The 2135-nt window shown below is 57.7% G+C and carries 2 protein-coding genes; one reads left to right on the top strand and one right to left on the bottom strand.

The window, feature by feature from the left end; genetic code table 11:
* Window positions 1–315 precede the first annotated feature (315 nt).
* The gene (locus JK635_RS28540) at window positions 316–1542 is read right to left on the bottom strand and encodes an ISL3 family transposase (protein WP_202654707.1); all 1227 of its coding nucleotides are present in this window, start codon (window positions 1540–1542) and stop codon (window positions 316–318) included.
* Window positions 1543–1738: 196 nt separating this feature from the next.
* Here JK635_RS28540 and JK635_RS28535 point away from each other — a divergent pair.
* Window positions 1739–2135 (top strand): aldo/keto reductase (locus JK635_RS28535; RefSeq protein WP_202654706.1); only part of this gene is annotated, 397 nt, incomplete at its 3' end.

Below are 2135 nucleotides of genomic sequence, written 5' to 3'. Positions count from 1 at the left end.
GAACAAATGCGACCTGTCAGCCCACAGCCCACTTGACGGCATGACACCCGAGATGCGTTTTACGCTAACCACCGGCCGGCCATGCTACGGCCAGCGCAGGGAATAAATAACGCCAACTCTTGGCAAAGCTCCAGCTAGGACCCAACGATTTCTGTCCAGACCAACGAGGCCATTCTAGCGCTCTCCCTCACTCCCGGGAACTGGAGCGTCGCAAGTCTATCTTAAAAGACCACGGGCGCAAGGCCTTCGCCGTACGAGGCCCCATTGAAGATGCAAGAGATAAGAGGAAAAAGGCTCTATTGAATTTCGAGTGGGTTATGCGGCATGTGGGTTGATTTTTGTGAAGTCGAGTTTTCCGGCGATCAAGAAGAGCACGGTGCGCATGGTTGTAAATCGCACGAAGCCGCGGGCCTTGCGTTTGGCCGCCTGGAACAAGCCGTTGATCGCTTCGATAAAGCCATTGGTTTGGCGTGTTTGCGTCCATGCAACGATGCCGTCAAAGTGATTGCGAATCATTTTTGCCACGTCCTTCATCGGCTCGACTTTGGAGCGCATTACGTTGGTACACCATTGGGCCAACATGGCAGAGACGACATGGATCTGCTTGCGATCGAGGATGTCGCGCAACTGCTCGCGATACAGCCAGGCGCGCGCAGTACGCTTGCTGGTGAAGCGGGCCACCAGCGCATCCAGATCGCGTTGCTGCTCGACGTGCAGTTTGTTGCGGTCCTTGAGCAAGGTCCAGCGTAATCCTTTCAGGTCAGGATCGGTCTTTTGTTCAAGGCGGCGCATCGTGTCGAGAGCGGCCGAGGCATGTGCAATCACATGAAACTTGTCGAACGTCACGCGGGCCGCGGGCAAATGGGTAGCCACGCCCTTGATGAAGGCGGGCGACATGTCGATGCTGGCCGAGGCGATCTGCTGCGGATCGGCCCCGTGCTCGCGCAAGTGCTGTGCAAACTCGGCGACGGTGTTGCTATTGCGCTCGGGGGTGACAAAAATCACGCGCCGCGCAGCCATGTCGGCCACCAGCGTCAGATAGTTGTGGCCGCGCCGGGACGAGGTTTCATCAATGGCAACGGCCGATACCTGCGACAGGTCGGCTGCATCGGTCGCCAGTTCCACGTAGCGCGAGCAGATCGCATGGACCCGATGCCAGGACAGGCCAACCAGGCGCGCCACGGCGGCAAAGGGCATTTGCTGGCACATCGCCAGCACCAGCGCCTCGAACAACAGTGTGAACCCGTCGAGCCGGCCAACCCATTCCGGCTCGACCAGACGCACCTTGCCGTCGGGAAGGCGCACGCGCGGCACCCGCACTTCCAGGTAGCACTCGTGCTGAAAGAAATTGAGGTGGCGCAGCCGCTTGATCTGGGTGTCGTGCACTGGATGTTCGCCGGGGGCATCCGCATGCGCGAAGCGGCTGCCGGCCACAAAATCCACACCAATCGTTAATTGGCGACGGGCTTCATCAAAATTCACGCTCTGGACGAACCAGGGAGCCTTGATACCCAAGGCGGCTTCAAACAGTTGACTGGTCATGATTGCTATCGGGTTGGCATGGCTGAGTCCGTCATTCTGCCGGANTTGGCATGGCTGAGTCCGTCATTCTGCCGGACTCAGCCAGTCCAAGCATAACTGGTTAAATTGCCGCATCAAGGGTGCGCTGCGCCGGGCTACGCCCGCCCTTGACCCGGCAATTTAACCCACTCAGATTTCAATAGAGGCAGGAAAAAGAATGCAAAAACGCAAATTAGGGCAACAGGGACTGGAAGTTTCGGCGCTTGGCCTGGGCTGCATGGGTATGTCCGAGTTCTATGGACAGGGTGATGAAACCGAATCGATTGCGACAATCCACCGTTCGCTTGAACTTGGTATCAACTTCATCGACACTGCCGACATGTACGGCCCATTCACCAACGAAATACTGGTCGGCCAGGCAATCCGCGAGCGGCGTGATGAAGTGATTCTTGCAACGAAGTTCGGCAATGTACGGGGACCAAATGGAGAATTCCTCGGGATTCGCGGCGATGCAGAATATGTTCGCCAGGCTTGCGATGCCTCCCTGAGTCGTCTGGGCGTGGACCATATCGATCTCTATTATCAGCACCGGGTCGATCCTGGCGTGCCGATCG

The organism is Neobacillus paridis (assembly GCF_016765675.1).
Lineage (GTDB): Bacteria > Bacillota > Bacilli > Bacillales > Cytobacillaceae > Neobacillus > Neobacillus paridis.
This window is presented reverse-complemented; position numbering and strand designations above follow the sequence as displayed.